The organism is Nocardia sp. SYP-A9097 (genome assembly GCF_009649815.1).
GTDB lineage: Bacteria > Actinomycetota > Actinomycetes > Mycobacteriales > Mycobacteriaceae > Nocardia.
Window position 1 is genome coordinate 9,444 of the sequence record NZ_WJIC01000026.1, and the last position, 25,752, is coordinate 35,195.

The 25,752-nt window shown below is 63.5% G+C and carries 25 protein-coding genes and 2 pseudogenes; 19 read left to right on the plus strand and 8 right to left on the minus strand.

The features are described from left to right. The coding region (locus GFY24_RS33055) for an IPT/TIG domain-containing protein (protein WP_194853109.1) at positions 1-847 on the minus strand (847 nt) is incomplete at its 3' end. Positions 848-1,366: 519 nt separating this feature from the next. Continuing rightward, the gene (locus tag GFY24_RS33060) at positions 1,367-1,639 is read right to left on the minus strand and encodes a hypothetical protein (protein WP_153809051.1); all 273 of its coding nucleotides are present in this window, start codon (positions 1,637-1,639) and stop codon (positions 1,367-1,369) included. A 111-nt stretch (positions 1,640-1,750) separates the two neighbouring features. On the opposite strand from GFY24_RS33060, the gene GFY24_RS33065 reads away from it, so the two are divergent. The 5 genes from GFY24_RS33065 (at position 1,751) to GFY24_RS33090 (ending at position 8,150) form a co-directional block, all read left to right on the plus strand. Next, positions 1,751-2,005, plus strand: a complete 255-nt coding sequence (locus tag GFY24_RS33065; protein WP_153809052.1) for an IPT/TIG domain-containing protein — start codon at positions 1,751-1,753, stop codon at positions 2,003-2,005. A gap of 962 nt (positions 2,006-2,967) precedes the next feature. Continuing rightward, a complete protein-coding gene (locus tag GFY24_RS33075) occupies positions 2,968-3,174 on the plus strand; it encodes a hypothetical protein (protein WP_153809053.1) in 207 nt (68 codons plus the stop codon). Between the two features lie 464 nt (positions 3,175-3,638). Beyond that, the gene (locus tag GFY24_RS33080; RefSeq protein WP_153809054.1) at positions 3,639-3,923 is read left to right on the plus strand and encodes a hypothetical protein; all 285 of its coding nucleotides are present in this window, start codon (positions 3,639-3,641) and stop codon (positions 3,921-3,923) included. Between the two features lie 726 nt (positions 3,924-4,649). Then, the gene (locus GFY24_RS33085; RefSeq protein WP_194853110.1) at positions 4,650-6,008 is read left to right on the plus strand and encodes an integrase core domain-containing protein; all 1,359 of its coding nucleotides are present in this window, start codon (positions 4,650-4,652) and stop codon (positions 6,006-6,008) included. Between the two features lie 1,125 nt (positions 6,009-7,133). After that, positions 7,134-8,150, plus strand: coding sequence for a hypothetical protein (locus GFY24_RS33090; protein WP_153809056.1), 1,017 nt, complete (start codon positions 7,134-7,136; stop codon positions 8,148-8,150). Positions 8,151-9,188: 1,038 nt separating this feature from the next. On the opposite strand, the pseudogene GFY24_RS33095 reads toward GFY24_RS33090, so the two are convergent. Further along, positions 9,189-10,007, minus strand: a pseudogene (locus GFY24_RS33095) (transposase); the annotation flags it as partial. A gap of 44 nt (positions 10,008-10,051) precedes the next feature. Here GFY24_RS33095 and GFY24_RS33100 point away from each other — a divergent pair. The 12 genes from GFY24_RS33100 (at position 10,052) to GFY24_RS33155 (ending at position 19,103) form a co-directional block, all read left to right on the plus strand. Next, positions 10,052-10,273: a hypothetical protein gene (locus GFY24_RS33100; RefSeq protein WP_153809058.1), complete on the plus strand. Its 222-nt coding sequence runs from the start codon at positions 10,052-10,054 to the stop codon at positions 10,271-10,273. Between the two features lie 132 nt (positions 10,274-10,405). Beyond that, positions 10,406-10,822: a hypothetical protein gene (locus GFY24_RS33105; protein WP_153809059.1), complete on the plus strand. Its 417-nt coding sequence runs from the start codon at positions 10,406-10,408 to the stop codon at positions 10,820-10,822. Between the two features lie 119 nt (positions 10,823-10,941). Beyond that, the gene (locus tag GFY24_RS33110) at positions 10,942-11,388 is read left to right on the plus strand and encodes a hypothetical protein (protein ID WP_153809060.1); all 447 of its coding nucleotides are present in this window, start codon (positions 10,942-10,944) and stop codon (positions 11,386-11,388) included. Positions 11,389-11,462: 74 nt separating this feature from the next. Beyond that, positions 11,463-12,380 carry a hypothetical protein gene (locus tag GFY24_RS33115; protein ID WP_153809061.1) on the plus strand — a complete coding sequence of 306 codons (918 nt, stop codon included), beginning with the start codon at positions 11,463-11,465 and terminating at the stop codon, positions 12,378-12,380. A 66-nt stretch (positions 12,381-12,446) separates the two neighbouring features. Next, positions 12,447-13,322 carry a hypothetical protein gene (locus tag GFY24_RS33120; protein WP_153809062.1) on the plus strand — a complete coding sequence of 292 codons (876 nt, stop codon included), beginning with the start codon at positions 12,447-12,449 and terminating at the stop codon, positions 13,320-13,322. An 85-nt stretch (positions 13,323-13,407) separates the two neighbouring features. Then, a complete protein-coding gene (locus GFY24_RS33125; protein WP_153809063.1) occupies positions 13,408-13,881 on the plus strand; it encodes a hypothetical protein in 474 nt (157 codons plus the stop codon). 57 nt (positions 13,882-13,938) lie between these two features. Next, positions 13,939-14,319, plus strand: coding sequence for a hypothetical protein (locus tag GFY24_RS33130; RefSeq protein WP_153809064.1), 381 nt, complete (start codon positions 13,939-13,941; stop codon positions 14,317-14,319). Beyond that, entirely contained in the window at positions 14,316-15,398 is a 1,083-nt protein-coding gene (locus tag GFY24_RS33135) for a type IV secretory system conjugative DNA transfer family protein (RefSeq protein WP_153809065.1), read from the plus strand. Before GFY24_RS33130 ends, GFY24_RS33135 begins: the two co-directional genes overlap by 4 nt. Beyond that, positions 15,395-16,279 (plus strand): DUF4913 domain-containing protein, encoded by an 885-nt coding sequence (locus GFY24_RS33140; protein WP_153809066.1) that lies wholly within the window; start codon positions 15,395-15,397, stop codon positions 16,277-16,279. Before GFY24_RS33135 ends, GFY24_RS33140 begins: the two co-directional genes overlap by 4 nt. Before the next feature lie 138 nt (positions 16,280-16,417). After that, positions 16,418-16,540 (plus strand): site-specific integrase, encoded by a 123-nt coding sequence (locus GFY24_RS33145; RefSeq protein WP_194853112.1) that lies wholly within the window; start codon positions 16,418-16,420, stop codon positions 16,538-16,540. A gap of 328 nt (positions 16,541-16,868) precedes the next feature. Further along, entirely contained in the window at positions 16,869-17,945 is a 1,077-nt protein-coding gene (locus tag GFY24_RS33150; protein WP_153809068.1) for a lytic polysaccharide monooxygenase auxiliary activity family 9 protein, read from the plus strand. 816 nt (positions 17,946-18,761) lie between these two features. Then, entirely contained in the window at positions 18,762-19,103 is a 342-nt protein-coding gene (locus GFY24_RS33155) for a hypothetical protein (RefSeq protein ID WP_153809069.1), read from the plus strand. An 85-nt stretch (positions 19,104-19,188) separates the two neighbouring features. Here GFY24_RS33155 and GFY24_RS43890 read toward each other — a convergent pair whose 3' ends face one another. From GFY24_RS43890 to GFY24_RS33170, 3 genes and pseudogenes are all read right to left on the minus strand, one after another. Beyond that, complete coding sequence (locus tag GFY24_RS43890; RefSeq protein ID WP_153809070.1) at positions 19,189-19,665, minus strand: carbohydrate-binding module family 14 protein; 477 nt, start codon at positions 19,663-19,665, stop codon at positions 19,189-19,191. A 40-nt stretch (positions 19,666-19,705) separates the two neighbouring features. Then, positions 19,706-20,598: pseudogene (locus GFY24_RS33165) on the minus strand (IS982 family transposase). Between the two features lie 115 nt (positions 20,599-20,713). Further along, positions 20,714-21,727, minus strand: a complete 1,014-nt coding sequence (locus GFY24_RS33170; RefSeq protein WP_228566884.1) for an NADP-dependent oxidoreductase — start codon at positions 21,725-21,727, stop codon at positions 20,714-20,716. Positions 21,728-21,783: 56 nt separating this feature from the next. On the opposite strand from GFY24_RS33170, the gene GFY24_RS33175 reads away from it, so the two are divergent. Next, positions 21,784-22,398 carry a TetR/AcrR family transcriptional regulator gene (locus GFY24_RS33175; protein ID WP_153809071.1) on the plus strand — a complete coding sequence of 205 codons (615 nt, stop codon included), beginning with the start codon at positions 21,784-21,786 and terminating at the stop codon, positions 22,396-22,398. Between the two features lie 118 nt (positions 22,399-22,516). Here GFY24_RS33175 and GFY24_RS33180 read toward each other — a convergent pair whose 3' ends face one another. Next, the gene (locus GFY24_RS33180) at positions 22,517-23,809 is read right to left on the minus strand and encodes an IS630 family transposase (RefSeq protein ID WP_309231627.1); all 1,293 of its coding nucleotides are present in this window, start codon (positions 23,807-23,809) and stop codon (positions 22,517-22,519) included. Positions 23,810-24,108: 299 nt separating this feature from the next. On the opposite strand from GFY24_RS33180, the gene GFY24_RS33185 reads away from it, so the two are divergent. Continuing rightward, positions 24,109-24,549 carry a hypothetical protein gene (locus GFY24_RS33185; RefSeq protein ID WP_153809072.1) on the plus strand — a complete coding sequence of 147 codons (441 nt, stop codon included), beginning with the start codon at positions 24,109-24,111 and terminating at the stop codon, positions 24,547-24,549. Between the two features lie 339 nt (positions 24,550-24,888). Here the strand turns inward: GFY24_RS33185 and GFY24_RS33190 are convergent, their stop codons facing one another. Further along, positions 24,889-25,731 (minus strand): Shedu anti-phage system protein SduA domain-containing protein, encoded by an 843-nt coding sequence (locus GFY24_RS33190; protein ID WP_153809073.1) that lies wholly within the window; start codon positions 25,729-25,731, stop codon positions 24,889-24,891. Positions 25,732-25,752: the final 21 nt, after the last annotated feature.

Consider the following 25,752-nt stretch of genomic DNA (forward strand, 5'->3'; position numbering starts at 1 on the left):
CGGTCGCGCCGGTCAGATTCGTCCCGGTCAGCACGACCGTGGTCCCGCCGGTCACCGGACCGGCGTTGGGCACCACCGTGGTCAGCGTGGGCACCGCGACGTAGGTGTAGGTGACACTGTTGCTCGTTCCACCCACGGTGGTGACCGTGACCGCTACCGTCCCAACTGAATGGGCCGGGGCGACGGCGGTGATCTGCGTCGAGGAATTGACGGTGAACGAGGTTGCCGGTGTGCCACCGAAACTCACCGCGGTCGCGCCGGTCAGATTCGTCCCGGTCAGCACGACCGTGGTCCCGCCGGTCACCGGACCGGCGTTGGGCACCACCGTGGTCAGCGTGGGCACCGCGACGTAGGTGTAGGTGACACTGTTGCTCGTTCCGCCGGCTGTGGTGACCTTGACCGTCACCGTCCCAACTGAATGGGCAGGCGTCACCGCCGTGATCTGCGTTGACGAGTTGACGGTGAACGAGGTTGCCGGTGTGCCACCGAAACTCACCGCGGTCGCGCCGGTCAGATTCGTCCCGGTCAGCACGACCGTCGTCCCCCCGGCCGCCGACCCCGAAGGCGGATTGATGCTGGTCAAGGTAGGAACCCCAGCATAGGTGTAGGGCAGCGGGTTGCTCGTGCCGTCCAGCAGTGCCTGTACGGTGACGTTCACCGTGCCGGTTCCAGGCGGTGCGATGGCCGTGATCTGTGTATTGGAGTCGATGGTGAATGTCGTTGCCGTCGTGCCGAACCGGACGGTCAACGGGCCGACACCACTGAATCCGGAGCCGGTGATGATTACAGAGTTGAGACCCGCTGCAGGACCGGAAGAGGGTGTCAGCGAGGTGATAACAGGCGCCATTGTCTTGCCTTCTACTTATGATGAGTGAAAAGGGTTCTCCCGCAGCAGCACAGGCCCAGCCGCCACAGCCGCTTAACCCAGTAACCCTCCAGCACAGGCACTTCGGCAATGCATCCCCGGTCCGTTTTCGTCCGGTTTGTATCAGTGTTCGGGTTCGTCCGGTAGCTATTCAGCGCGCTGGCTAGCCGCCGAAGCGCCGTGCCGGCGTGCCTGTATGTGTTCGACCTGCAGGCGATCGGTTGATCATGCTGCTCGGACTTGCGCACGATCCGGGCGGCTGGGTCCAGATCTGCGGAATCGGTTGCCAGTGTCCGGCGCGAGGATTCACCGCAGGGTGTGGGGGACCAGGGCGCGGACCCACCTCTCGAGCCTCGCGCACCGTAGCGCGCAATGCTGTCGGCCCGGTGGACGGATACTGTGTGGTGACACGTGCACGGCAGTGCTCGGAGAGGTCGTCGGCCTCGGCGAAGCCCTCGCCCTGCGCGACACCGCAATACCGCAGGATGCTCCGGTAGTCACTCAGCCGCGCAAAGCAATACGCGGCGTGCAGCACCGCATCTCCCGCTCCTGGGCTGCACGTGCGTACGCGGCGGCCGCCACGGGGTCGCCCCGCGCCTGTGCCGGTCTGCCGTCGCGATGCGCCCGCTCGGCAGCCTCGAAATCGGCCATCTCCTGCCGCATCCGGGCCCGCAGGACCGGATCCTCACGCCGCCTGCCGTATTCGGTCCCCTTCGCCGCGAACCACCGGGGTCGAAACCGGGCAAACCGGAAGAGAACGAACTGTGGATCCATTGCCGAAGTGCCGTCGCCGGAGGCTTACTGGATATGTAGCGGTTGCCACAGCAAGATCGGCATCCGTTGCAAGGTAACCTTTTTCATTCTATTTCGACTTGGAGTCGGACCATGGCACCCATTCTTACCTCCCTGACACCCTCTTCCGGTCCTGCGACGGTTTTCAGCTCTGTGGTGATCACCGGCTCCGGGTTCAGTAATGTCGGTCCTTTGACCGTGCGGTTCGGTACCAAGGCAACCACATTCACCATCGACTCCGACACCCAGATCACGGCCATCTCGCCGACGGGAACAGGCACGGTGAACGTCACCGTCACCGTGGAGCTGGACGGCACCAGCAACCCACTGCCCTACACCTACGTCTGACGACGGGTGTAGCTGTACCGCCGGTGGGCAATTGCCTGCTGACGGCCCAATCGCGTTGCGGTCGCAGGTATGTGGTGAGGATCGTGTCATGGGGTCGCCGACTGGTGAGGTCGCGTATTCAACCGTCGCCAGTTGCGGTCGATTCTTGGACCATTCGGGCGTCCGTTCGGCCACGCAAGCGACGGGCTACCCCGGTCAGCATCCGAATCCGGGGCTCGCTGTGACGAGTCGCATCCGATGCGAGAAGTCCGCATCGGATGCGACTACAGGGAAGAAACTGCTGGCAGCTGGCATGATTCAGGCATCAGTGGGGCCAAACGAACTACACTCCCAGCAGCGGCATTGTCGCCGAATCCGGCTGGTGGACAACGAATTCGCCGCGTCGTGCAGCGAGTGAGGCGGACCATCGCGATTCGCATTCGATGCAATTGGCGGCACTTGTAGTATCGGCCGAATTTTGGGCGGATATGGGTCCGGAGCAGACGCTGATCAATCCAACGAAGTTCGAGACGTCGCCTGGTACAGGCTGATTCGACGGTTTCTGATTGCTCCGCCGCGCCAGTGTCAGTTCGGAGCATCGGGGTCGAGGTGGCGGTAGATCGTCTTACGCGAGACGGTCCGTGGGGGACAGCCGTGCGAGAAGTAGCCCTTAGCGGTCTACAGAGCGGTCTGGTTGTTTTGATGCCGGTGCTGGGTGGATAGAGATCAGGCCGCGGCCGGCGTCTGGTCGAGACCTCCTCCTGCACAAGGCTTTCGCGGTGACAGCCGGGGTATCGGGGTTGAGGTAGGTCCGAAACGGTTCAGGAACGCTTAGTGACCGATCGTGCCAGGTTTCGCCATCTGGTGCTGTCAGGGATGGATGCGGCAGCATGAATCCACCTGCACGACAGGAGGAGCCGATTATGCACGACTGGATGGAACGGAATCGGCCCGGGTTAGCGCCGATGATCTACTTCGCGATCGTGAACGCGGTCGCGATGATCCCGGGTGCAGCGATCTTTGGCCTCGTATTCGCAGCTCGGATGCTGGCCTCGAACGAGTGGCCGTTCCTCACCACGTTCGTCTGGATCGTCGGCACCGGTATGGCGATCGGCGCCGATGTCGGGGTGATCCACGGATTGCGGCCACCCCAACCGCCAGAACCAATATCCCCGACCCGCGGGGACTAAACCCATCCCGCGCCCTCTCCCAGTCTGGACCTCGACAGCGACTGTCCACGCGGGACGCTGGGAATATCCACTCGCCGAGGCGGTTCGGCTTCCTTACCATGTGCCGACATGACCTTGGCCGAGAGCAATCAGCCGCCGGTGTCCGCGGATCCCGCCATTCACGCCACGGTAGGCAGGGAACTGATCGCGACGTTCTTCGCCCATCTCGAGGCGGGCCAGCTCGAAGGTCGTTCAGCGCGGCGGCGCCGACCGCGCCCGAGCCGGCGCGGTGTTCGGGTTCGCTATACACGCCCACCACCTCGGCCGGTTGGCGCTGGATTTGCTCGAACACGAGCATGTCCTGCTGGCGATGCCCACTGTGCGTACGTGTTTCGAGAACGCGTTGACCGCGCACTGGATCGCCCAAATCGACCCCCGACGCCGCGCTGGCGGTGTTCAACCACGAACTCAAACAACGCCGGGCAATGGCGGACACGTTGCGCGAGGCGACAATTCCCGAGTTCCAGCAAGCCGCCGCGAGGATCGGACACCTGGGTGACCCGACGGTCGTGACCGGGTCCGCCGGCCAAGCACAGGTCTTCAAGTCCCTGCTCGACGACTTCCAGGGCGGCGGCCCAAACCTCTACGCCCACTGTCGGCTGCTGTGTGCCTTCACCCACCCCCGGATGAGCGTCGCCGACGCCTACCTCTCCTCCGATCCGGCCCCGAGCGGCGGCGGCTACAGGCTGGACCTAAACCCCGCCTCGTAAATCGCCCGCAGTTGGACGGCAAGCTGGTCGAGGTTCTCGTGGAAGCGAGTCCGCACCCCTACATCCTTCACCTACATCTTTCTCAGTGACCACCGCGTGCGCCGGACTCAGGCCGGTGTGTCGGGCCTTTGCCCGGTGGACAAGCGTGTTGCGAAGTCGGAGTGTGGGCTGTGCGGGGAGCCGGCCTGCTGCTTGTTCAGCGGTCATGGGGTTGATGAGGGCCGAGCAGCTGATGAGCAGCTGCGGTCGATCCCATCAGATCGGTCATCGGATCTGTCACTTCACCCCATTGGGGTTCACCGACCGGCTGGGCCGGTTCCCTCCGGCATTCCGCACGACAATCTCGCTCACGCCACTGATTCGCAAGATTTGCGACCTTGCGTGCCTGGGCACTCTCGATCCGTGCCACGAGCGCGGTATTCGGTCCGCTGCGGCACAGGATCTCAGTACCGTGCTGTGTGGGTGGGCTGATCGTGGGGTGTGGCGGGGATCCGGGTGCGGTTATCGCGCCGCACTCTCATGTCGGGTCATCCGTCCGGGGTCATTAGTGGACGACTCCGGAATCGGTGCCCGCTTCGCCAGCTCGGGCGGTGCATCGCGCTCGGCGGCCGGGTGGATCGGCCCGCAGACTCCTTCGATCCACCCGGCCTGAGCAGCATTGGACAGTCACGGTGGACATGGTCGTTCGAGATCCCTCGCAGGCGGACAGCCCCTGCCTGCGCAAGTATGGACCTGGTTGGCGGGGTGTTCCTCGCCGGCGGTCGCGAGTGCAAACTGGTCACGGGCATCGACGATCATGCCCGGTACGTGGTGATTGCGCAGGTGGTGGTGAGGCCGACCGGGCGTGCGGTGGTGGAGGCTTTCACCGCGGTCATGCATCGATACGGGGTGCCCTCGGAAGTGTTGACCGACAACGGAGAACAGTTCACCGGCCGGTTCACTCGACCATTTCCGGCCGGGGTGTTGTTCGAGCGGGTATGCCGGGAGAGCGGTATCGGGCAGCATTTGACCAAGCGCAGGGCTCCGACGACGACCGGCAAGATCGAGCGCTTCCACAAAACCCTGCGCACCGAACTGCTCGACGAGGTGAAGGTATTCGTCACCCTGGACGCGGCCCAGGAAGCCATCGACAACTGGGTACATTCCTACAGCTACATCCGGCCTCACCAGGCTCTGGACATGGCCACACCCGCAAGCCATTTCCGGCCCTCAACCGCACAACAGTCGACAGCGCCCATACCCACAACACCCAAACAGGCTGCGGGGAAAGAGCTTTCGCCGATTATCGTCGATCACGAGCCGACAGTCGATGTCTGGTTGGCGGCGGTCGAATGGGAGGTGACCGTCCCGGCATTCGGGTTGTTCAAAATTGCACAGGCCCAGTCTGTTTGGGTGGGGCCTGCCTTTGCCGGGCGCATCGTCACAGTCTGGGCCGATCAACGCAGCATCCATATCATTCTCGACCGGCACCAGGTCAAGACCCTGCCACAGGCCGAACACCTGCACCAACTGCGCTTGCGCGGAGCCAGGACCGCGGGCCCGGCTCCCAGCGCGCCCGCACTGCCCTTCGACAGCTCCGGACGGCACCGGCTGCCGCCCAACGCGACGGTCGAAGTCGATCGAATTGTCAACCGTGACGGTATATTCCGGCTCCGTAACCAAGACTGGACCGTCGATGCTCATCTCATTGGGGAAAGAATCACGCTGCGCCTCGATGGGCATGTCATGCATGCGATCGCGGACAACGCCCTGGTCAAGTCGTGGCCCTATTCGATCACACTCGATCAGCGCCTGAAAATCCGTGGAGCGCGGCAGGCCATCACACCGGTGCCGCCCGCACCGCCGGATCACGCGCCGCGGTCCGAACGGCGAGTTCCGACGGACGGCGTGATCATGGTGGCCACCCAACGACTCCGTGTCGGTCGCGCGCACGCTGGAAAACTTGTCACCGTCTACGCCGAGGACACCCACTTTCGAATCCTGGACGGTGACAAGGAAATCGCTGTTCACCCACGAACTTCGAACGCTCCACTCACCCGCTTCAAGGCATGGCCGAAGCGGCAGTCGAACGGAACCGATCTCTAGAGCACAAACGGGTAAGGATGTCTTGAGACGTCACACATCAGGGGCGGTGCTCCGACGTGATCGCGGCACAGGTGAGGTCTCCGACCCGAAGGATTCCGCGTGCACCGTTGAGTTCTGCACCGCCGCAGCTATGACACGACCATTTCGTCTGTTTCCGATTCGTCGCCAATAGATCAGGTTCAGTGGGATCAGGCGGCGGGGCGAAGGGCTGAGTGCATCAGCCGGTATTCGGAATCCCCGCGTTCAGCGGTCCGGATGCCCACATTCCCAGCTTCCACATGGTCGGGTTCGTTCCGTCCTGGGAACCGGTCAATCAAGTCCGGCGTGTGCAGTGGCCCGTTCAACGGGCCGCCCGACGCGGTGGGTGAACCGTAGATGCGCATCGAGATGCGCGCCCTTTTCTGACGAAGACCCGCATGCCCGACGGCGCCGTGGCCGACCCACGATCCCAGCCGGCTCTGGCCGAAGGTACACGCCACCCCATACGAATTCCCTGAGCCAGCGGTCAGCGGTCGGGATCGTTGTGACCTCGATTCGGACTAACGATGTGAATACGGACAAAGCGGATCGGAGATGCGTTGCCCTGCAACGGGATGAGGGGGCTTAATGGAAAGAGCGGGCCATCAATCGAGTTGGGGAGCTATCCGGTGCAGTAAAGGAAACGCCATTGCGGCAAAGGAGATAGAGCCATGCCTACCATCACCTCTCTCCCCCTCAGCTCCCACGACGGGAGTTCGAACGATGTGTCGAGTGTTGGCTCTGCTGGTCCTTCGATCGTGCGGCTCGGTGCTCCCGTGACCACCTCCACCGTCAGTTCGGATCCGTAGATTATGGCGGTCGCCTCCGCCGGCTCGGTCGAATTGTGCATGTCACGGTTATCGCCTCGGAGGGAGCCGGCAACAGGGTCTGTTGTGTTGGCGTACCTGCCTTGAACAACATCGGGCCCGGCTGAGGGGCCGGTGTGTGCGGCGCTACGGCTCAGCCTCACTGGGACTGGCCTGTCGATCGCCAAGAGCGGTACTGCGTCCGGGCCGTCTCCGGACATCGTTGATGGCCCAGCGGGGCTGCGGTTGTCGGTCGAGTCGCCGCCACCAGGGTGGCGGTTGCAGGGGGTTGGGGGTTTCATTGGCTACCGTCCTGAAGATGCTGCTGGCGGAGCTGCATCTCAAGAGCCACCCGGATTTTCTGTCTGCATACGATCGATGTGCCGCACAGCTCGATCCTCCCGTCCCTCCAGGGTATGGGCCAGCGAAAACACAGTTCTATCAGTGGCTTTCGGGCAGGATGGTCGGGCTACCCCGTGACTACCATTGCCGGGTGTTGGCCAAGATGTTCCCTGGCTGGACTGTCGAGAGATTGTTTCAGATGGCAGAGGCCGCACCAATAGTCGCTCGACCGGACGAGTCGGGTCTTCTCGGAACGGACATCGAACTCGGGGAATTCCTCGGGGCCGAGATGATCACCAGCGGAATTACTCTCGTGTACCCGACCTTCGAGCTACCGCTGCGGCCCGTGCAAGCATGCGGTGCGGACGAGCCTCCGTATCGAGGCACATTCGGGAAGAAGGTCCGGGCATGTGCGGCTGACCATCGCCCAGATGTTTTGGTTGTTCTGCCACAGAAGGAAGTTCGCGCACTGCTTTACGTATTTTCTGTCCTCCAACGCCATACCGCTATATCGATTGAGACCTGCAGCGACCGGGACATCGTTGCGGATAGCGACCACCCCTACATCAGCTTCGGGCTGACTTGCAACGACTGCACGCTTATGTACCTCGAAACCGTCGAGCGTCCACTGTTCACTATCAACAGCATTGGCGCGGAAGGTGGTTCCCATTTCGAGCGACTGGAATTGACGGACGGCAGCCGTTATGACTCGAGCGCAGATCGCAGCGTCGGCGTCATCGCGCGGGTGCGACCCAGTCCGGATCTGCACCCCGGCCGATACTGGATATTCTGCGCCGGCTTGGGCCCGCGTGGTACCGCCGGGGCAAGCTGGTATCTCGCCAACTCCTGGAGTCTCCTGCAGCGACGTGCCGGTGATCGCGAGTTTGTCGCAGTGGTCGGTGTCGGTGAGAACTCTGACGGTCCGGCCCACTTGGAGCATATGCTGATCGAACGACATCCTGATGCAGACCCCTAGGCTACGGACTTGTCCGCTGGCTAGTTGCTCAACTAGGGCTCGCGCCTACAGGGTCGCCTGCGTTTCGGCGGCGCGTAAAACTGGATCTGGTACAGACTTGGTGATTGACCTGTTCGAGATGCGAAGGGGCGGTTGATAGACCCGCCGCCCGATCGAGGTGCTCGACGGGTCGAGTCCAAATGTGTGGTGTAGAAACGGTGGCCACCACATGATGGGGGAGTGGCGACCTGCCATCCGTTCGTCCATGCCTTCTATTGCGGGTGTCCCAGTCCGGTCGTAGGGGTCTGGAGCTCCCAATCACCTCGTTGGCGCCCGAGAGGATCGGCAGGACCCGGGCGTCCAGGATGTAGGGTATGGCTTCCATTCGTCTGCGGTGCGTGTGGCGCAACACGATTGGCCACCCGGCATCCGCGGCGACTCGACCGCTAATTGAGAATTGCGAATCGATCGCTTATACGGACTCGACGGCGAAGTCGTTTGTGCGGCAAGACTATTCGACGAGCGAACGAGGTGTCCTGATAGGTAAGGTCGCCCGATTACCCTCGCCGTCTTGACAACACTATTGAGAATCGTGTTGCTCGGCTGGTCTGGGCGGGCCAGAGCACATGCCGCCACGGGATTCTCGATCAGCTGACAGCGCTGCGGCCGGCCTCCGCACCACCAGACGCGAGCGCGCCCGGCTCGCCCCCCAAGGCCCGCAACGACCGCTTCCACAGCGCCCAGCAGCTGCACGCCGAACTACGCGCCGAATCGCCCTTCAGCGTCGGGCTCACCAGCGTGTACCGAATCTTGCAGCGACTCCGGCGAATTCCTCTACCGCCTACGCCGCAACCGCAGTCACCACCACAACCCGCTGTGCCGAATCTGCGGCCGCGCCGAGCAATTCAACCTCGGCGACCTCGAACACCACGTCGACCTCTACGGCACTTGGAGCACCGGACGGGGGAGGGTGTCTTTCGGGTCGTGATCAGCGGTACGGGGTCCAGGGTGCCGCGTCGTCCTGGCCCTGGAAGGTCGTGAAGCGATGGCGCCATTGCGTTCGGCTGGCCGCTTGCTGATCAGCACGTCGGGGGTGACGTGGGCCCAGGCCACACGCTTGGCGCAGGCCCGCGGCATGCGCAGTGCCCGGCCGGTCCGCAGATTCAAGATCAGTTCACGATCGAGGACACTGCGGCCGTCGATGTATAGTGCCTGGTAGATCGCTTCATGGCTGATCCGCATGGACGTGTCGTCGGGGAAGTCGATCTTCAGCCGCTGCGCGATCTGCTCCGGGCTCCACGCCTGCGCCCATTGCCGGTCCGAGCGGTGCGGCTTGTTGCGGCCGGTCCATGTTCCTGTCGCCGGGCCGGCGGCGATCCTGCCGTTCGCGTCGGCGATCCGCCCCGACAGTCGATGTTGGACATACTTCCGAAGCTGTTGATTCTCAAGGAGTTTCGACTTCTTCGGGCGTCTGGCGAACAGCTCGGCCTTCCACTGGGCCACCGAGGCGCGGTAATCGAGCTTCCCTCCGCGGGTCGCGGCGTTTCGTCGCAACTCCCGCGAGATGGTCGACGGGCTGCGTCCCAGCGCCTGCGCGATCTGCCGTACTCCCTTGTCCTGCGCCTCGAGTAGCGCGATCTCCTCGCGCTCGGTGAACGACAGGTAGCGGCCGCCGGGCCGGCTCCAGGAGTACGGTGACATCCCGCCAGCTTCCCGGAACCAGCGAGAGCCCGCGACTGGCGATACCCCCACCGCGACACCGGCTTCCGTTGGAAGCATGCCCTCCGCGATCCTGTCCCAGAAGAGCCGCTCCACCGAGCGCGGGTGCCCGGGAGCCCCCGGTGACCGCATCGGAGCTCGTCCGGTGACCTCCCGCATCCAGTCCGATGGCCTTCCCATAACACCCTCCATGACCTCGGGTGTTGCGACCACCGGTTGAACCTGAGTTCTTCACCTCCCCGGGCCAGAGCAACTCACACCATGTCGCCATCTACTACGGGCGCAACGACAAAGGCCACGACCTGATCCTGCACGCACCCCAGACCGGGCAGAGCGTCACGATCGCACCGCTGTGGGAGGGCGAGCACCTGGATGTGCGCCGCTTCAGCATCCCTGCCGACCCGGCCGAAGGGAAACGACTGTGACAGAAGATAACTCACCACTCTTCGGCCGACCCGGCCGCGACGGAGCCGACTGGTTCGGCGCCCCCCTCTGCTGAGACAGCGCACGGCAACCGAGCCGCCTGGCCCGGTAAGCTCACGACCCCTGAGGAACGCATGGCGGCGTTGGCTGCCCGCGGCCCCTATCTGGTGCTCTGGACCGCCGCCACGTTGCGGACCTTCACGGTGGCCCGACCGGACCGAACGGTGATCTGGCATTCGCGTTTCTATGCCGATGTCGTCATCGACACTATCGATGACGCGGCGAAAGCTGGGGCACTGCAAGCGATCTGGGTCGCGGCACGAGCATGCGAGGAATGGGGCGCCGACGTCGCGACGCTGCGGCTGACAGTGGCCAACCCGGGGATTGATCGCGGTGCGGTCGAGGCTGCGGCGATCAGCCGTGGGCTGATCCTGGACCTGGTCGTCGACGCGCTCAACAACCCTGCCGTCGATCACCCGCCCGGACGCTGGATCGGTTGGTGGACACGCGATCTCGGCGCGCTCATCCACAACCTGCAGGGGCTGGCGTGAGACCGGCGACCGTGTGGCCCACCCCGCGCAGAGCCGCGCTGCGGGTCACTGCTTGCGTGCTACTTGCCGTTACCGGCGCCTGCAGTCGGGTCTCGACCACCGGTGGTGCGGTCGACAGGATGGACTGTCCCGCAGCAGTATTCGCCGAGCCGTTCACTGGGATCGATCCGTGCTCGGCGGCGCAGGTGGTGGTCGCGACGCTGGAGACGGTGTTCACCTGCCGGCCCGGCGAACAGGCCGACCAACGCTCGTCCTTCCGGGCGGCGTCACCGCTGATGACGACCGACTTCGCCGCGCGCTGGGACATCACGAGCTCGGTTCTGGCACCGATTACGAGTACGCAGTGGCAGCGGTGGCGCCGCCTGGGAATCGGTCTCACCGCGACCGCTCGTCTCGGCGATGACGACCATCCAGCCGACACGGACACCCTCTTCGCCCGTGTTGCCACCGTGGCCCTGCACCCAGGAGACGGCACACCGTCAACCTCCCTGGTCGTTTACATCCGTGCGATTCACCCGAATTCGCTTGCGGGGTGGCGCATTTCAGCGTTGGAGGTGAGGGCATGAGCGGTGGCGACCCGGTCGAAGAGGGTGGGCAAGCGGTCCGAACCGGATTCGTGCAAGCCATGCAGACAGCGGCGATGACGATGAACCTGCTGCAGCGTCGCGGCGCCGAAGCGCGATCGCAGGCCGAGTTCGACCGTCGCACCGACGACGCTGAGCAGCGAATGCGGCAAAACACCGAGGTGCATGAGCTGAAGGTGGAGGGCTACCACGCTCGCCAGTCGAACGAGGGTGAACTTCACCAGCTCGAAAAGCATTTCAAGACCCGGCAGTTCGAACGCGCCGAGGAGCTGCACGATCTGGAACGTCAGATCAAAAAGCGTGTCGTCGAGCGTGGCGATGCGGATCTGGATCGCCGTGCGGCAGACAGCACAGCCGAACGCGCGAACAAGGATGACCTGCATCAGGTGCAACGGCAGAATCTGCTCAATCGCGCAGGCTGGGAGAAAGAGCGCCACGACCTGGACGTGGAATACAAGCAACTGCTCATCGACATCCGCCGCCGCGCCGCCGGTTTCACCGAAACCCTTGGTGGGCAAGACCGCGACCAGGGCGCGGCGATGCGTGCCGCAGCAGCCTATGCGGCCGCGGACAGCACCGCGCACCTGTCCGATCAGCATCAATCCCATGCCGACGCCTTCGCCGAGCGGCTCACCGAGGACGCCGATCTGAGCGTCCACGACCTCCTCGATGCCGATTCTGGCGCACCGGCCGGCGCCTCGGACATACCGCCGGCGGTATCGCGCGCCACGAACGGGTTGGCCGAGGAACTGAACTTCTACATCGTGGTGAATCACCACGCCCAGCAGAACTCCCATGACCCGGAACCGCCTGTCGTCGACGGGACCGTGATCGAGGCGGCGATCGAGGCCGCCGAGGTGATCGATGTCGACGTCATCGACGGCTACGGCGACGACGCGGGTCTCGGCAATGCCAGCCCCGCCGCGACGCCCGAGCCGCCGTCGCCGTCGCCGGACGTGGGGTTCGAACCATGACCAGCCGGACCCGCCAGGCCTCGGAATGGGTCTGCCGCACACAGGAACCGGCAGCCAGGGGCCGTGATGAGTAAGCCGACTCGGTTGCAGGCGAAAGTGCTTAAGGCCGTGCATGTTCACGCCGCGACCGCACGGGTGATGCAGGACCGCGCCAAGGCCAGGCAGCAAACCACGGGGCAGTCTCCGCCTGCCTCGTGGTACCAGGATTTCCACGGTCGAGCTGTGCTGCGACAGGAGTTGGAGAACGCCGCTACCGCCGCGGGAATCCCTGCCGTCTGGGTCGCCCAGGTGCGGGAGCGCGGCGATCTGGGCATGCGGTGGCGTGCCGATGTGCATTGGCGCGCACCGGAATTCATCGACCGGGACCAACTCCTGAAGAATCTGGAACAGCAGGTGCGCGGTGTGCAGGACATGGCAGCGGTCGCGGCAGTGCACGGGGAGCGCGGCGCGCGATCGGAGGTCGGGACCGCGCAGATGTTCGATCGCACACTGCGGGTGCTGAATCAACGGATCAACGCTGTTGCCGCCGTGCTGGAGGTGTCAGCGACTGAGGCCGAACAACTCTGGGGCGCACACACCTGGTCCACCGCGGCCGAGGGCGTCCGCGACCACAACCACGTCACCCTCGTCGACCGATGGCGCGCGCACGCCCGCACCGCCACGACCGACCTCGCCCTGCAAGCCAAAGCGCTCACCGACGCCGGGATCACCGCAGGCACCCGGGCACTGCCCGCCCCGAATGACATGACCGAGCTGATCCGGGCACAACTGTCACCGACCACACCACCGGAACCCGGCACCGGACTTTCCGAGCCAGGCGCGCGGATCACCGAGGCCATCGAAGCCGCCGGAATCACCAGCGACACAAGCGCAGAGCTCGTCATCACAGACAGCCCGGACCAATCACCAGTCACCACAACAGTTCCCGGGATCGAACCATGAGCCGGCCCCGCCAGCCGCTCCGGACTGCCGATCAGGTGGTGAAACCCGTTGCAGAACACCATGGCTCGACGAGGGAGGAATAGGCATGACCGAACCGAATTCATCGACACCGGCGGCAAGCGTGCCGACCTGGCGCGTACGGCTGCTGGATCGCATCCAAAACCTGGCGGCGGACCATTCGCGAGTTCTCCGGCAGGGATATGAGGGGAGCGAGGGCGGGGGAGAGGCCTCGGTGCTGGCGTGGCGCACACAGTTGCAACTGCTGGCTATCTCGCGCGAGGAGGTTGTCACTCAGGCGCGGGCGGTCGGCATCTCCCGGATTGATGTCGACGACGCTGTTTTTCTGGGAGAGCAAGGATTTCGTGCCCCGGTCGACTCCGTGCAACCTGGGGATCGGGTCCGGGAGATGATGATCGACGGTGTCGTCAATGACACGTGGCAACTGCAGCACATGGCCGCGATCCATGTGGTGCGTGATCAACAGCTTCTCTCGGACGCACACTACTTCGAGGACCCGCAGGTACTGGCACAATACGAGCGGAATATGGCCGCACTGTGAATGCGGGCCAGCGCGGTCTCACGGGCGGTCTCGCTGACCGCGGAAGAATCCGATGGAATGTGGGCCACCGACGCAGGCGGTTGGCAGCAGATCCTCGCCGCGTCGGTTGATACCTATGACGCTCGAGGGCTGGAAGAACGCTGGCGTATCTACGCGTGGCCGGGGATCGCGGACGGCGCCCACCGGGACCTGGCTGCGCTGGGTATGGACCCCAGCAACGCGTTCGCGATCGAGCCGATTCCGGCCCCGCACACCATGTTCGAGCACGTCACCCATGCGCTGAGCGCTGAACGAGACGACCCGGGGGCGAATGCCATCGACCACGCTGTTGATGCCGCGCTGCCGAACGACCCCGACCTGGACTGGCCGACTTCTCCCGCGGTGGAAAGCGGTCCCGGATCTCCCGCGCCGGACGCGTCCACCGGAGCCGAGCCATGACCGAGCCGGTAAACGATGGACCGAACCCCCGCGATATCGCGGCCGAACACCTCGAGCTGATGCAGCAGATCCAACAGCTGGCGCTCGAGAGCGGGCAATTGCTCGCGCGGATGTATGACACGCGAGCTCCTGAGCGACGTTACCGACCACGACTGGCACAACGGCACCAGGCGCCGCGACGTGGCACCGGCATCGCAATGGCCACAAAAGCTCAAAGACGCCAACACCGCCCTGGCCGCCGCTTCCTCAACGTCCTGTCCGACGAGAACTATGCCCGCATGGTGACACCACCCAGACGGAAACGCTTCAGTGTCTACGAAGGCGAGAAGAACATCGTCATCGACATCGAACACGAACCCACCCGGCACCACCTGCCCGAATTCAAACCCGCCGACTTCGTCCTCAGCAACGACACCCTGTACGCCCTGTCGATGACCGGCCCCGACTCGGCCGGGCCACTCACCGCCGCACTCGTCGGACAAATCCTCGAAGCCGCGCTAGCGATCGCCCGCGCACGTCTGGACGGGCGGCTGGCGGTGCCACTGCTGGCAGTGTTGGACGAGGCAGCCAACTGCGCCCGTATCGGCGAGCTACCCAGCTACTACACCTACTGCGGTGGCTGCGGAATCATTCTGATGACGATCATCCAGGTCCTCGAACAAGGCGAGGACCTCTGGGGTGTCAACGGTGTGAAAATCATGCGCGCCCAATCGATCGAGATCTACGGCGGCAACATCGCCGCCGTCGGCTACCTCGATGAATGGTCGAAAATGATCGACGACCACGACGTGGCCGACCATTCCCGCTCCATCGGCCCCGCAGGAGTCAACCGCACTACCTCCTGGCGACCCGAACCGTTGCTCAATGTCGCCAAACTCGGTGCGCTGCCCAAAGATCGGGCCCTGATCCGGCTTCCCGGGCATCAGCCGATGCTCGTGCGCAAGATCTTCTGGTGGAACCACCCCGTCTTCGCGCCGCTCGTCACCGCCTCACTGCACCAGTTCGAACACGCTGTCTCCCTGCACAAACAACCCCACGCGACCCCACCATCCGGACACGACGGAGGCATCGAGCGATGACCACACCCTCCGCCGGCGCCACCCCACAGCCAGGCGGTGCCGCCAAGAATCCACCGAAGCCCCCGGCCTACCCGGACTTCGTGACCTTCGCCGAGAAATGGCTCTTCCCCTTCCAGACGGTTCGCCTCGCCGAGGCGAACCGGGAACAGACCTACACGTGGTGCCCACAGTGGTGGCGCCACCGCCCAGTCGCGGTCCGCATCGCGGCCCTGCACAACGCATTCGAAGCCTCGCGCCGCAGCCGCTCCGGCGGAGCCATATCGACCTTCCTGCTCAGCCACATTGACGCCCACATGAGAATCATCCTCGATGCCGCCAACGGACCCCTGCACCGCTGCACGAGAACCAAACATATAGCACTGCAATCACTTTCCGCCGACCCCGTGCCTGCAGGATGGTTCGGAGACATGCGGCGACCGGCGAACCTCAGCGACGGGGAAGGAGGCAAGGGTAAGCCACCGCGGTTTGCGCACTACACCGATTTCGTCGATCAATGGCTCCTGCCGGTGACCGCAGTACGCATCGCCGCCAATCACCGCGAAGGGCAATACACCTGGTGCCGGCAATGGTGGGCACACCACGGCGTAGCGGTGCGGTTCGCCGCAATGCGTGCGGTGTTCGAAGCAGCGCGTGTCGCCGAGGACGGCACGGCGATGAGCACCCTGTTCGTTTCGCACATCGACCCCCATATGCGAGTGATCCTCGACGCCGCGCAGGGCCCGCTGCACCGCTGCACCCCCGACCGGCACGTCCCGCAGCCTGGACTCCCCTCCGATTCGGTGCCGACGGGCTGGTTCGGAACGGGAGGTAGCTCGTCACCGATCGACGAACTCGGGTTCGGTCCGGATTTCCGACTACTTCGAAACAGCGGACCGCTGTGAAGATTATGGCCGGACAAGAGACCCAGGCACGTTCTGAGACTGAGAGGGAGGCTGGCATGCGGGTGGTCAAGGATGTCGACGGCAGCATTGTCCGGCGGGTGCGCCCGCTCGACGTCGCCGGCGAGGAGATCGCGACCGGTGACCCGATTTCTGGCGCATCTACGCGATTCCGGCTACAGCCCAAACACGCTGTCCTCGTACTGCTACGACCTGCGGCGGCTGTTCATGTTTCTTCTCTGCACTTTGCACATCGGCGCCTGACATGTTCAGTCTTCGGCGTGCGTCTCCGAGTCAAGAGTTGTGCAGGGGGTATGTATGGGTGGACGCCGTTCAGTCACGGATTTGAAGTCCCACTGCGAACGGCAGCCGTGGTCGTGGCGCTTCTCCTTCTCCTGCGGTCGTCGGAGTCAGGCATCACGTAGCAATTTCCGTCTCGATCAGCATTTCCTTTGTTTTACGACGTAGGCGACCCCAGTCCGTGTCATCCTTGGTAGCGGCGATCACATCTAGCTACTGTTCGGCAACATTCCCGCTCCCCGGCCTGGGGGGCGGCCTGCAAGGGTGGATTCCATTCAGCAGAGGAGACACTATGAGCGGCTCCCAGGGCACTACCCCGTCCGATCTTCGCGGCGAAGGCGCCTACCGCGATGACGGCAAGCACACGATGTACGGTCTGAGCCTGCGATGGCGGATCGGTCAGAACGAGTCTGACCAGGGGGCCTGGCCGCCTCCAGAGGACTGGAACAACGGCGACGCGCCCTATCCGCACGTCTACGAGGTGTGGGTCAACGGCGAGGTGCGCCAGACGGTCTTCCTCCACTGGCCCACCTGGGACTGGGCACCGTCCAACAGTCACTGGGTGGATCTGGGTGGGGAACCGGACGCCGAATACCGTGTGAAGATCCGCGCCAAGGTCGATGGCCAGTTCACTGCGTTCACCAACGAGGTGACTGTCGGTCTGGAGCGCGCCCGTCAGTGGTCGGCTCCTGCGCGGCCCGAAAGGCGTTCCGGGGGCCTCGATGCATCGCCGCGCCACGGTACGGTCAACCACCCGCGCAGCCGCGCAGCCGCTGCCATCCGGGACTCGGACCCCTCGCCGATCTGCGTCGAGGCGCGCCGTCTGAACACCAGCACCGTCTGGCAGGAGGTGGTGCCGGGAGCCGAACGGATGCTCGCCGATTACCCGTGGAACGACGCTGGAAAGTATCTGGAATACCGCAAGTTCTTCCAGAACGGCACCGTGCCCTCCACGGGCAATCCGGCTTTCCGCGGTCTGGATCTGGCGCCGGACGCCGCGCTGGGGGACTGGCCCCTGACAGAGCTGGACACCTCCGCTGACACTCAGACCTTCACCTATGACTACACCGCTTATCACACGAACGAGTCCTGGTCCCACCGGTGGTTCATCACTCGTGCGGACTGGGATCCGCGCGACGGCTTGAGCTGGCAGGACCTGGAGCCGATCCCCTTCCTTGTCGAGATCCAGGGCTCGCACCGGGAAGAGGACTCCAGCCAGTGGGAGTTCGCGTCCTTCCCGCGTCGGACCGGGCGGGCGGCGATCGTGCAGATCTGGGGCGGCCACGGCGGACCGGACACTCCAGACGGTGGAAACGGCGGCAAGACGGGCGAGTTCTTCGCGTCCACGTGTGACGTGATGCTGCGGTAACCGACCACCTTTCCGTCCTGCTCCCGGAAGGAAAGCTCAGGGCGGGCGGCTTCAGCGGCACGGCGAGGCATCCTGTCGCTGGTGCTATGATTCCCGCTCGGCACACGCCGAAGCCCGGATATGGTCCTATCTCGTGTCAAGATGCCTGCCCCGAACTCGATCGCGGGCATCTGTTGGATGTGCTGCCGCATGGCCGATGTCCGGCCTGGAACGTTCAGGACATCAAGCGCTTTCAGTAGGCCGCCCAGCGTTTCCGGGTGCATCGGTTGTCCGGCCCGTCGACCTGGGAACAACCAGCGCGAATCGCGATTGGTGGCGGTATTCATGTTGGTGCGGTGCCCGATCCAGGCCAGCAGGATGTCGGCGACGGGTTCGGGGACCGGAGTCGGAGGATCGCCCAGCCGCAGGAGCATCTGGTCGCCGTCGCCGATGATGTCGTCGATGGTGAGGCAGACCACGCGAGTCAGCGGCTGGGCGTAGAGCAACACGATGACAGCCGCCGCGCGGGAACGCAATGGCCGGTCGCCGCTGGTCAGAATACGACCGAGCAGTTCGATGCGCTCCTGAGGCGGCATCGGTGGTCTTCGATTCAGTTCTCCAGTGGGCAGCCGGAATTGCCGGGTGAGCTTGCTGTTCATGCACCACAACAGAAAAGTTCGAAGGCAACCACGCTGATGCGGGCCGTGCCCGGCGTGCCAGGAATCGACGTCGGATTGGCGGCATGTGGCGAGCGTGAGCCCTTGGCCTGCAAGCCATTCCAAGAACAGTGTTGCTTGTTTGACTTGATCATGGGAATGACGTCGGACGGGTGGGTTGATGGCCAGCCAGTACGAGTTCATCTTCGAACGGATTGGATGGGTCGAACCCGAACTTCACATTGACGGCCCATCGATCAAGGCACTTCTGCAGGAGTCGCTGGATGAGGACATGCTGTACTTCCGCGCCATCTCACCCGACACGGCGTCGCTGCTGCAATGGCTTTACAACGGCGACACCCCGCAGGGCCGATGCCAGCGATGCCTGAAGCGGTTGGAAACTCGCCTACCCGGTCAACGTGGACGGCAGCGGATCTACTGCAATCCAGCCTGCCGACAACGGGCGTACCGCGAACGCCGCCCCGAGACAGAGGTCCCGGACGCGGAAAAACAACAAAGTTAGCCTGACCTGCGAATTCGATGCTCAGGGGTTATCTCTTACAAGGCCGGACAAGTTGTGCTCGCATGGTTTCGGCCTGGTGGCGGGGTTAAGACCGATGCCGGGCCGAGCCTTGGCCGGCTTGGTATTCGTCAGCCACCGCGCCCGCGGTGGCCGGCCAGTCGCAGTACTGGCCCTTCCGGTTCCAATCCAGGCCGGACGGACACGAGTGAACGGTCGCGATGTTGTTTGAGCACTGAACGTACCTCGTCGTGTCCTCCGGGTACGGGAAGAGGCCGTCGGGCTGGGGACAGCTGAAGGCGGCGACGTCGAGTCCAACGCCCTCCGCGCGGGCCGAGGACCCGGCGGCGAGCGTGAGGCCGGAACCGAGCAGCAGCGCACCGGCGGGCAGAGCGAGGATACGGGCGAGTCGCACGGTCGTCTCCTTCGGATAAAGTATCAGGTCGCTCGAATCATGGCAGGGGCTGGACGGACGCACGTGTGGACGCGCCGACCTCGCTTCGTTGCGATCGGCTGACACTTTTCGTGCCAGCGGGTTGGGTTCGAGTGTTGCGAGGTAGGCCACGGCGGGCGCGGCCTGCTAGACGAGTAAGTCCGAACCCTGGTCAGTGGTCGTAGGCGATCAGTGACCGGGTGACGGGTTCGCCGAGGGCGTGGTTGTGCCAGATCGCGGCGGCCATCGCCAACACTCGCTGGGCGACGCGAACCGCCACGCCCGCGCAGCTGCGTCCACCGTGGTCTTCCAGGTCGAGCTGGCCTTTGAGGGTGTCGTTGACCGACTCGATCAGCTGTCGGACCTTCTTCAGCAGTGGTTCACCGTAGCGGGTCTTCTCGTTTTTGCGCGATGGGCGCAGCATGGTGATCCCGTACTCGCTCACCATGGTTTCGAATTCGCGGCCCGCGAAACCCTTGTCACAGATCAGCAGGATGCCCTCATGCTCGGCGGCCACGTCGGCGTCGACTTCGAGCATGGCCGAAAGGACTTCGCGCTCACCGATTTTCGGGTCTGCTAGCGCCCACAGGATCGGGATCCCGGCGGGAGTGCACACCAGATACAGTTTCAGTCCCCAGTAGAAGCGGGAGTGGGAGGCGCAGTAGCCGTAGCCCGCCCACCCGGCTAACTCTGACCGCTTCACCGTCGGGCGCGACATCCCGCACGGCACCGGGGTCGAGTCCACGATCCAGCAGTCGTCCAGCCAGAAATCACTCGACCGGGCAGCATCCGGATCACCCGCTTCACCAAGCCCAACGCGGCCCGCAAACGCTTGTTGTAGCCGGACTGCTGCGGCAGATACGGAAACATCCGGGCCAGGTGCTTACGGGCGTACCGCAGCCAGTGTGCCTCGGAAGTGAACCCGAGCAGTGACTGGGCCACCGCCAAGCACACCAGTTCCGAGTCGGTCAGCACCGGTGGCCGACCCGTCCATCGCGGACCGGCCAATTCATCGTCGTTTTTCACGTACAGTGCGGTCAGGAGGGCGTCCAGATCGTTCGTCACACAATGGTTTCGGGCGGTTTTCTGTCCATCCGATTTTTGTTGGCAATCAAGGTTTTTCCGCCGAGTGCGGTTCGCCATGTGTCGGTTCTGTCGACGCAGGTTCCGGGCCGCGGTCTCATCGGCCGGCGGTGACGAGGAGCTTGCCTCGTACGTGGGCGTCCGCAAGCTCGGTGTAGGCCTGCGGTGTTTGTTCCAATGAGAACCACCGGCTGATGGTGGACGGCAGGATTCCGGTCATGGCCTGCGCGGCCAACTGATCCAGATCGCCGGGGCGTGCGTGGCTGAGAACCGTCTGCACCGTCAGGTCCGCGCGGTCGAAATCGGACGGGTCGGGACTGGGGAATGCAGCGTTCAGGAGCCGACCTTCCGGCCTGATCGCCTCGGACACCGAGACGAGTGCGGCACCGGGCAAGGCCAGATTCACCACGGCGTCCACGCCGTCCGGATACCGCCGCAGCGATTCGGCCACCGTGTCGAGGGCACGGTAGTCGATCACCTCAGCTGCTCCCAACCTGCGCACGTAGTCCTCGTCCTCGGGTAGAGCGGTCGCGATGACATGCAGTCGCGCCGCAGCCAGCAGCGGAACCGTCGTACCGCCGACACCACCCGCGGCACCGATCACCAGAACCCGCTCCCCAGGCGAGAACCCGCCCGCCCGCACTACGGCCAGCGCCGTCAGCCCAGGAATCGGCAGCGTGGCCGCGTGTTCGGGAGCCAGCCCGGACGGCCGAAGAGCAAGTGCCGGAGTGTCGGCCTCGAACACGGCATACTCGGCCATCGCCCCGGTGGTCAGCGACGGCGGAGTCGACAGCATCGCCGCCATAGCCTCCGTTGCACGGGGTAGTCCCACACCGAACACCTCGTCACCGACAGCGAAGCGGGTGACACCGGCGCCGAGCTCCACGACCGTGCCAGCGAAGTCGCTGCCTGGCACATGCGGAAACGTCAGTGGAGCCAACTCCTTCATCACCCCGCTCAGACTCCGCAGATCAGCCGGGTTGAGCGCCGCCGCACGCACCCTGACCAACATCTGCCCCGCCTCGGGCACCGGCACGGGCACATCTTCGACCGAGAGGACCGACGGCGATCCGTACTCCCTGGCAACAGCCGCTCGCATCAAGTTGACCATGCGGTCATGTTGCATTAAAGGTGACCGCATGGTCAAGTTTGGTTAGAATCAAGAACATGCCCCGCGCCGACGCCGCCCGCAACCGGAGCCTCGTTATCGACGCGGCCGCCGCCGAGTTGGCCGAGCACGGCCTCGACGTCTCCATCGCACGAATCGCTGTCCGTGCCGGCGTCGCCAAAGGCACCGTCTTCAACCACTTCGCCAGCAAGGAAGACCTGGTTGCCGCCATCTTCTGCGGCCAACTCGCCACCTTGACCGCGACCGGCGAAACGCTGCTGGGACATCCGAGCCCGTACCAGGCCCTGCTCGAGTTCATGACTGCCGGCACCGAACTGCAGGTAAGCGACCGCTCATTCTGCGAGGCGGCCACCACCACCTCACGTAATCACCCGGCAGTCCGAGCCGCCAGCGACCACCTGGCCGACATCGCCGAGAAACTCACCGCCCGCGCCAGACACGCCGGTGCCATCCGCGACGACATCACCGGCCGCGATATCGTCCTACTGCTCAGCGCCCCCACCAGCATCGCAACCCCCGTCGCCGGGACACGCCCCGACCTATGGCGCCGTTACCTGCACCTGATCCTCGACGCCCTCCGCCCGGAAACTGCCCACCCCCTTCCAGTCGCGGCACCCACGACCCAGGACTTCACCTCCGCGTCAAGCGGCTGAGATGCTCCGCATCCCGGCATGCGGGATTCAGCCCGCCACATCCCCAGCCAACCAAACCTGGACGGGAGACGTCCACCCATGCGCTGGGCAGCACCACCAGAACTTCGGACTTACTCGTCTAGTGTCCTGCGCCTGAAATCCGTTGAAGATATCTGGCGAGTGATTCGAGGATCTCCTCGGCGGTTTTGCGCCAGACGAAGGGTTTCGGGTCGGTGTTCCATTGCTCGATCCAGGCTGTGATGTCTTTGTCCAGTGCCGCAACGCTTTTGTGGACTCCGCGGCGCAGGAGTTGGTCGGTGAGGAACCCGAACCAGCGCTCGACCTGGTTGAGCCAGGACGACCCGGTGGGGGTGAAATGCATATGGAAGCGAGGATGTTTGGCCAGCCAGGTGTTGATCGCCGGCGTCTTGTGGGTGGAGAGGTTGTCGCAGACCAGGTGCACGTCCAGTTCCGCGGGCACGGCCTTGTCGATCGCGATCAGGAACTTCTTGAACTCCTGCGCGCGGCGGCGCTGGTAAAGCTTGGAGATCACGACCCCGTCGGCGATGTCGAACGCCGCGAACAAGCTGGTCACGCCGTGGCGGACGTAGTCGTGGGAGTATCGCTCGGGCATGCCGGGCATCATCGGCAACACCGGCTGCGAGCGGTCCAAAGCCTGGATCCCGGACTTCTCGTCCACACACAGCACGACCGCCTTTTCCGGCGGATTGTGATATAGCCCGACCACATCGACGACCTTGTCCACGAACAGCGGGTCGGTCGAGAGTTTGAACCCGTCGGCCACATGCGGTTTCAATTCGAACCTGCGCCAGATCCGCCCAATTGCCGAGGGCGACAAGCCACTTCGCCTCGCCATCGCGGTCCGTGACCAATGCGTCGTGCCCACCGGTTTCTGTTCCAGAGTCGTGGTGAGGACTTCCTCGACCTTGTCCAACAGGATCGATGGCGGCCGTCCCGGACGCGGTTCATCGGACAGGCCCTCGAGACGTTTACGCGCGAAACGAGTCCGCCACTTACCCACCGTCTGGGCCGTGATACCCAACTCGTCCGCCACATCCTGATTGGATTTGCCTGCCGCACAACCTAATACGATCCGACAGCGTTCCGCGAGCGCCTGCGACGACTTGGCACGACGCGCCCACCTCCGCAACGTCTCACGCTCATCGTCGGTCAAGACGATCTCGGCCACAGGCCGCCCACCGCGATCGCGATCGCCCAGTCCTTGCAGGCCCTGAGCGGCGAATTGCGCACGCCATCTCGCCGCCGACCCCACCGAAACACCGACAAGCCGCGCAGCACCCGCATTCGACATACCTTCAGCGCAAGCCAGCACGATCGCAGCCCGCTGCGCCGCACGCCGATCCGACGACTCCGCCCTGCGCGCCAGTTCCACACTCTCAGCGTCGGACACCACGATCTCAACAGCGGAAGGCCCACGATGCGACACACAAACAGGCTAACAACATAGCGAACTTATTTCAGGCGCGACACACTAGTGCCACTCGACATCAGAGGGACTCGGCTCGATCATTCAAGACTGGACGCGCGGTACATATTGTACATTTACCATGTTCCTGTAACAGCGCAGACAACCAGGCGATAGTGTAATGGCGCTCCCGCAACGAGAACCTTGCTCGATGATCATGACGCAACGATTCTTCATGCAGGGACGATGCAAACGGGAAGTTCGAGTCGATTGAGGTAGGCTTGATGGGGAATATCGGCAACGATGGGCTTGAGATTGCGATCACGGTTGGAGTTGCAGTGGGAAGCGCACTTCTTCAGGTCATGATGAAGGCCATCAGCCGGACTGAGATTACCGGAAAGAAACACGGGCTGACGCGGGATGACGCCCTATTTTGGACCGACTGGTCTCTAGCTGGAAGCTTAGCGCTTGCTGGATCACTCCTCTTGGCGGCCCACCAAGACAAATCAGTACCCGTATCGGAGATGGCCGCAGGGTTTCTTGTTGTGCTGTGCAGTTGTTCGGGTCTACCTTTATTCTTGCGAATATTCGCGTATGAACCGAATGCAAAGCTGAAAGAAATCCCGCCAAAGGGAATCGGCTGGGTTCTGATAGCAAATATATTTGGAATACTGGTCTTGGCCAGTTGCGTCGTGGTGGGAGTCAAGGTTTATGATTGGAAGTGATTCCGAGCATGAGAAGGAAACTCCAGACGAGTCGGGTCACCATTTCTGGTCGAAGGTGGCCGGTTCAATCGGTGGCATCGGCACCGTAGCGTCGGTCGTCGCAGCACTTGCTGGAGCTGGCGCGGGCGCTGTCCCGATCGCCGCAGCTTCGGCCGCCGTCGCTGCTGTTGTGACGGTTGTCGCGGAGGCCGCCGAGCGGCGAAAGAGGCAGTGATAGTGCAGCCGATGAACCCGATGCGCTAGTCGTACTGCTCCGCAGTCATGCTTCAGGAGACCTCGCGCACTATGCGTCTATCCATCGATAACAACGGATTAAGATCATATTGGCTGGATGCCCGCTCATCCCCCATACTTCCATCGGTTGAGTTCGACAAGATAGTCCCAAGACATGACGCGTGCCGATAAGTCTCTGTGGGCGACTCTGTCGATTCGTGGCGAAGTCGATGTGCGTCCGATTATTATGTGAGCTTTAGGCGCCTCAAATTCTACACCGTAGATATTTCTAACTCTAGCCAAAACTGTCGGATCTTCAAGCAGCATCTGATATTCGCGTACCTGCGCAACGGCTTCCATTACGGCTGCCGAGGGCGTCGGCCTACTCGGTTTCTTAGAAATTCGAGCATTGGGCTTCTTAATTTCCACAATGTCCCAGAACTTATCCACTGTGTCGCGAACTATGAAGTCGGGTATTTGTCTTCCATTAGGTGCTTCGAGAACTATATGCGGCATAGAAGCATCATAGGTATCGAACAGCAGCAGTTCCGGATAGTCCGTCAGGAAATCTTGCAGATCTTGTTCAGTAATATCGTTGAATTCGATCATTCCGCTCAGCTCGCGAACTGCGCTACCGAGAGATCGGATATCTATATAGGCTCTGCGAAAGGCGATCAACTCACGCCCCAAGCTCGGTAGTAGTAACCGCTCCTCCTCTTGGGTCACTACGACATCGAGCGACCCTGGTCCTACCTCAAGAGCAAAGGTGGCGCTGGAATCCTCAACGGCAATAATTGATCCTGAAGACTCCTCTGCATATGTGATGCCCTTCTTCTTGCTGATTGTCAGAAATCCATTCCTCGGATTTTCTCTAACAACCCGGCTGTCGGGCAGGTCCACAGGATCGCCTTTCGCATTCTTTGCCACCTTGGCGAAGAACAGCGGCCAGGGCGGGCGGTCCAGGTTCACATCCGCGTGCAGCGTGTTCGA

Excerpts from the sequence above, each read along its gene's own strand:
- GFY24_RS33110 (WP_153809060.1), top strand. The coding sequence starts at position 10,942 with ATGGACTGTCCCGCAGCAGTATTCGCCGAGCCGTTCACTGGGATCGAT.
- GFY24_RS33125 (WP_153809063.1), top strand. The coding sequence starts at position 13,408 with ATGACCGAACCGAATTCATCGACACCGGCGGCAAGCGTGCCGACCTGG.
- GFY24_RS33060 (WP_153809051.1), bottom strand. The coding sequence starts at position 1,639 with ATGGATCCACAGTTCGTTCTCTTCCGGTTTGCCCGGTTTCGACCCCGG.
- GFY24_RS33080 (WP_153809054.1), top strand. The coding sequence starts at position 3,639 with ATGGCGGACACGTTGCGCGAGGCGACAATTCCCGAGTTCCAGCAAGCC.
- GFY24_RS33120 (WP_153809062.1), top strand. The coding sequence starts at position 12,447 with ATGAGTAAGCCGACTCGGTTGCAGGCGAAAGTGCTTAAGGCCGTGCAT.
- GFY24_RS33085 (WP_194853110.1), top strand. The coding sequence starts at position 4,650 with ATGGACCTGGTTGGCGGGGTGTTCCTCGCCGGCGGTCGCGAGTGCAAA.
- GFY24_RS33170 (WP_228566884.1), bottom strand. The coding sequence starts at position 21,727 with ATGGTCAACTTGATGCGAGCGGCTGTTGCCAGGGAGTACGGATCGCCG.
- GFY24_RS33150 (WP_153809068.1), top strand. The coding sequence starts at position 16,869 with ATGAGCGGCTCCCAGGGCACTACCCCGTCCGATCTTCGCGGCGAAGGC.
- GFY24_RS33175 (WP_153809071.1), top strand. The coding sequence starts at position 21,784 with ATGCCCCGCGCCGACGCCGCCCGCAACCGGAGCCTCGTTATCGACGCG.
- GFY24_RS33130 (WP_153809064.1), top strand. The coding sequence starts at position 13,939 with ATGTGGGCCACCGACGCAGGCGGTTGGCAGCAGATCCTCGCCGCGTCG.
- GFY24_RS33155 (WP_153809069.1), top strand. The coding sequence starts at position 18,762 with ATGGCCAGCCAGTACGAGTTCATCTTCGAACGGATTGGATGGGTCGAA.
- GFY24_RS33105 (WP_153809059.1), top strand. The coding sequence starts at position 10,406 with ATGGCGGCGTTGGCTGCCCGCGGCCCCTATCTGGTGCTCTGGACCGCC.
- GFY24_RS33065 (WP_153809052.1), top strand. The coding sequence starts at position 1,751 with ATGGCACCCATTCTTACCTCCCTGACACCCTCTTCCGGTCCTGCGACG.
- GFY24_RS33115 (WP_153809061.1), top strand. The coding sequence starts at position 11,463 with ATGACGATGAACCTGCTGCAGCGTCGCGGCGCCGAAGCGCGATCGCAG.
- GFY24_RS33140 (WP_153809066.1), top strand. The coding sequence starts at position 15,395 with ATGACCACACCCTCCGCCGGCGCCACCCCACAGCCAGGCGGTGCCGCC.
- GFY24_RS33135 (WP_153809065.1), top strand. The coding sequence starts at position 14,316 with ATGACCGAGCCGGTAAACGATGGACCGAACCCCCGCGATATCGCGGCC.
- GFY24_RS33185 (WP_153809072.1), top strand. The coding sequence starts at position 24,109 with ATGGGGAATATCGGCAACGATGGGCTTGAGATTGCGATCACGGTTGGA.